General features: G+C 37.6%; 4 protein-coding genes and 1 pseudogene. All 5 read left to right on the forward strand.

Features of this window, described 5'->3' with window-relative positions:
- A pseudogene (locus WBN20_RS08420) lies at window positions 1-259 on the forward strand (Crp/Fnr family transcriptional regulator); the annotation flags it as partial.
- 79 nt (window positions 260-338) lie between these two features.
- Window positions 339-1256: a hypothetical protein gene (locus tag WBN20_RS08425; RefSeq protein ID WP_424281358.1), complete on the forward strand. Its 918-nt coding sequence runs from the start codon at window positions 339-341 to the stop codon at window positions 1254-1256.
- A gap of 83 nt (window positions 1257-1339) precedes the next feature.
- Entirely contained in the window at window positions 1340-3070 is a 1731-nt protein-coding gene (locus WBN20_RS08430; RefSeq protein WP_424281359.1) for a SulP family inorganic anion transporter, read from the forward strand.
- Window positions 3071-3126: 56 nt separating this feature from the next.
- Window positions 3127-4536: an MBL fold metallo-hydrolase gene (locus WBN20_RS08435; protein ID WP_424281360.1), complete on the forward strand. Its 1410-nt coding sequence runs from the start codon at window positions 3127-3129 to the stop codon at window positions 4534-4536.
- Window positions 4537-4634: 98 nt separating this feature from the next.
- The gene (locus WBN20_RS08440) at window positions 4635-4853 is read left to right on the forward strand and encodes a YgaP family membrane protein (protein WP_424273373.1); all 219 of its coding nucleotides are present in this window, start codon (window positions 4635-4637) and stop codon (window positions 4851-4853) included.
- Window positions 4854-5018: the final 165 nt, after the last annotated feature.

Below are 5018 nucleotides of genomic sequence, written 5' to 3' on the forward strand. Positions count from 1 at the left end.
GGATAGTTACCATACCAGAATGTCAGAATTGCTGGAAACGATAGATACTTTGGCATTTATGAAGATGGATTAGCGCATAATGAAGTATCTTAAAGACAGAGCAATGGTAACCAATGATGATATTATATATTCCACACATCAGGATGTGGCCCGTGATTTACATACTTCACGAGTCGTCGTGTCAAGGCTGTTGAAAAACCTGGAGAGAGAAGGTAAAATAGAACTCAGCCGAAACCATATAAAAGTACTGGCGTTATAGACTTATGTCTTTATTAAATCTGTAACAAGTTGCAGGAAAGTTCATCTTTAATAGTATTAAATAATAAATTAAAGAAAAGATGAAATTATCATTAATCCTGACAGTAATTCTGGTTTTAATAGGAATAAGTACGTGCAATGCACAAATTGAATTGCTTTTTAATGGGGTTCAATTACAGGAATCTCTCGAAGGTGCAATGGACAAAATAGAACCATTTGCCGAAAAAATGGAATTATTTGAAATAGAAAATCCCACCTTTCCTTTATCCAAAGACCTTGAAGCGCATCTGGTTTGCAGTAATTACAAATCCGGTTACGGTACTATTTCCGAGTTGGTATTTACATTTGCGGATGATAAACTGGTATATATTCAGGCTCATGGGAATGCGATTGAGGCAATAACCGCTATAACAAAAGATACGGTTCAGAACTATATGGATTATAGATTCTATCCAAAAGATCATATTGTTACCAAACCTTCAGAAGACAAAGTTTGGGTTTTAACGGAAGATGCTATGCATCCAAATTTATTCACCTGGGATAACCCTTATTTGCTTTCGAACCAAGAGCGACAAAAAAGTCCTTACACTTCCGGGAAAATACCGGATTTTATAAAATTGGGGGGTAATTTAGATCAATTAAAACCCAATTTAGAAAGAGAATCTGATTTCACCTTTACTATGGAATTGGATGGGAGTGACCCTAATGCACAATTGCAAATAGATTGTTTTGGAATTGAATATGCCGGTTTTCCCAGAAAATTTGAGGCTCGTTTCGGAGATGGTAAACTCAATGTTTTGTGGATACTAACCGGTAAGGGGGAGGAAGATCGCATAAGACAGAAACTTATCTCTGAATATGGACCGGTAATTTTTAAAGATGACAATTGGGAAGTTTTTAATAACTGGCAGGTAATATTACGCAAGGACAAACCCGAGGTTCTTGTACTTACAGAAGAACTGGCTGTTTTTTACAAAAGAGATTACTTTAAGCAATAGCAATAATAATCTTTTGGTTCTTACTTACAAGGAATTCTAATTGGGAAGCCTTTCATTTATTGATTAAATAGTACTTTTGATTAATGCGAAAATTTTTCCCAATTCTGCAAACACTGCGAAGCTATAAAAGGAAAGAGCTTCCAAAAGATATCCTGGCAGGTTTTAATGTAGCCATAGTGCTTATTCCACAAGGAATGGCCTATGCCATGATAGCCGGTTTACCTCCTGTTTATGGCTTGTACGCCTCCTTAATGCCCGTATTGGTGTATGTGTTTTTTGGCACTTCAAGATCACTTGCCATTGGACCAGTTGCCATGGATTCTTTGCTGGTAGCCGCAGGGTTGGGAACCCTGGCAATCGTTGGATTGGAAAACTATATTGCTCTTGCCATTTTACTCGCCTTTATGGTAGGCGCCATTCAATTTGTTTTAGGCATTTTTAAAATGGGGTACCTGGTTACCTTTTTAGCCAAACCTGTAATCAGCGGATTTACATCTGCTGCTGCCGTGATTATAATTTTTAGCCAGTTAAAGCACTTACTTGGCGTAGATATAGAAGGGAGTAATCAGTTTCACCGAATTTTTCTAAATGCCCTTCAAAAATTTCCTGAGACTAATTTTTATGATCTGGCTATTGGTTTAGTTGGTATTTTCCTGCTAATTGGCTTTAAAAAATGGAGCAGACATATTCCGGGGATTCTAATCATTGTTGTTCTTGGGATATTAGCAGTGTATTTTTTAAATATGGAATCTCTGGGCATTGAGATAGTTGGCACAATCCCTGAAGGATTGCCTGGATTTGTTTTACCGGTTATTGAAATGGATAATATAAGGCAACTATGGCCTATTGCACTAACACTCGCCCTGATTGGATATCTTGAAGCAATTTCAATTGGCAAGGGTATTGAAGAGAAGAATGAGGAAGATCTGATTGATGCCAATCAGGAATTTGTAGCACTGGGTTCCGCAAATATGTTAGGTTCCTTTTTTCAGTCCTATCCTGTAGCAGCAAGCTTTTCCAGATCTGCGATAAATGATGAATCCGGGTCAAAAAGCACACTCTCCGGATTGTTTACGGTGATACTGGTTTTAATAACGCTCCTGTTTCTTACGCCCCTTTTTTATTATTTGCCAAATGCAATTCTTGCAAGTATTATTATGGTATCTGTCTTTGGTTTGATCGATTTAGAATATGCAAAACGGTTGTGGATCTATAGAAAAGATGAATTTATTGTTTTGATTCTCACATTTTTGATAACCCTGTTTATCGGAATTACCCAGGGCATTCTTACGGGAGTACTACTCTCTCTTTTATTGATGGTTTACCGGACTTCCAAGCCTCATTTCGCAGTTTTGAGTAAAATAAAAGATTCGGACTATTATAAAAATATTTCACGCTTTGAAGATGAAGTTGTCTTGCGGGATGATCTGCTCATTGTACGTTTTGATTCCCAATTATACTTTGGGAATTCAGATTATTTCAAAAATCAGCTTTATAAGTATATGGAAAATAAAGGGGATAATTTAAAAGGTGTAATATTAAATGCGGAAGCTATTAATTATATAGATTCCACTGCCACCAGAATGTTGACTAAAGTCATTAAAAAAATTAGAAATGATGGAATTCAGTTCTATATTGCAGGTGCTATTGGCCCCACAAGAGACATCATTTTCAGGAGTGGGATAAGTAAGGTACTACCCAGAAAATTCCTATTCGTCAAAATAAAAGAAGCTGTGGCCTACTTTGATCATCCTGAGAACGCCTCTGGCGAACATGAAAGAGTGGCTTATCAGCGGAATGAACCCAGTAACTAATGTTACTGATTTTAAAGCAATAAGCAGTATTTTTGAAAAAAATTTAAGAAAAAGAAATGATAATAGAACAGATTTATACCGGATGCCTTGCACAAGGAGCGTATTATATAGAAAGTGATGGTGAGGTAGCTATAATTGACCCCTTACGCGAAGTAATTCCTTATATAGACAGGGCGAAAAAGAATAAAGCTGAAATAAAATACATTTTTGAAACCCATTTCCATGCCGACTTTGTAAGCGGGCATGTAACATTGTCTAAGGAGACAGGAGCTCCTATTGTTTTCGGCCCCAATGCCAATCCTGCTTTTGAGGCAATCATAGCTAAAGATGGTCAGGAATTTCAACTTGGCAATATAACAATTAAGGCACTCCACACCCCCGGCCACACTATGGAAAGCACTACCTATTTGTTAAGGGACGAAACAGGTAAAGACCACGCTATTTTTTCCGGAGACACTTTGTTTTTAGGTGATGTAGGAAGACCTGATCTTGCTCAAAAAGCGGCTGATATGACCAAAGAAGACCTTGCCGGACTTTTGTTTGATAGTTTACGAAGTAAAATTATGCCTTTGGCGGATGATGTAATTGTTTATCCTGCGCACGGCGCCGGTTCGGCATGTGGTAAGAACATGATGAAAGAAACAGTAGATACCCTGGGGAACCAAAAACAAATGAATTACGCACTGCGAGCTAATATGACACGGGAGGAATTTGTAAATGAAGTTACCGATGGCCTGCTTCCGCCACCTAAATATTTCCCTTTAAATGTAAAAATGAATAAGGAAGGATATGAAGATATAGGTGATGTTTTAAAACGAGGTATGGCAGCACTTTCACCGGATGCTTTTGAATTGGCAGCGAATGAAACCGGGGCTCTTGTACTGGATGTGCGGAACCAGGAAGAATTTGTAAAAGGGCATATTCCAAGATCCATTTTTATTGGTTTGAACGGGGACTTTGCACCATGGGTTGGCGCTTTGATTGCCGATGTTAAACAACCCATATTATTGGTGACGCCGAAAGGAAAGGAAGAGGAGGCAGTAACACGCTTGTCAAGGGTAGGATTCGATAACACCTTAGGTGTCTTAAAGGGTGGTTTTGAAGCCTGGGAAAAAGCGGGTAAAGATATAGACAAGATCATCGCATTATCCGCAGAAGAAGCCAAAGAGGTATTAAAAAATAAACATTTACCAATTTTTGATGTTCGGAAGGAAAGCGAATTTAATGCAGAACATCTGGTTGATGCAAATAACACCCCATTGGATATATTAAACGATCATTTGGCTGAATTACCCAGGGACGAAACTTTTTACGTTCATTGTGCAGGAGGTTACAGGTCTGTTATTGCTGCTTCTATTCTTAAAGGCAGGGGTATACACAATTTGGTAGACATTACGGGCGGTATTGCTGAGATGAAAAAGGCAGGAATGGAGGTAACCAATTATATCTGCCCCACTACGCAGTAATATGATTTATATCATGGTTTGTGTTCGGTCCTCATCTTACTTTTAAAGGTGGAAATTAAAGGTGAAAGCATTTTTTTGCCTTTTTAAAAGGTAGAATTATGAAACGAAACATGGGAAGAATCGATAAGATTGTTCGCTTTACCATTGCCGTTGTTATTGCCTTATTGGTCTACTACGAGTTAATTGAGGGGGCGCTTGCTTATATTTTATTAGCGGTTGCTGCTGTTTTTGTATTGACCAGTCTAACAGGCTTTTGTCCGCTTTATGGTCTTTTCGGTTTAAATTCATGCAAGATGAAAAAGGGGGATAAACCTTAAATTTTGTATTTAAAACCTGCATGTATTAATAAAATAATAAGTTTTCTGTGATATGAATTTAATAACTATTCCTTTAGTTGATTGGAGTAACGGCATGATAATGATTGCTGTTTTTGTTTTTGTTGTGATTGCATTGATTGCCATTTTGGTAAATCTTATGAATAG

This window comes from Eudoraea sp. (assembly GCF_049665975.1).
Taxonomy (GTDB): domain Bacteria; phylum Bacteroidota; class Bacteroidia; order Flavobacteriales; family Flavobacteriaceae; genus Eudoraea.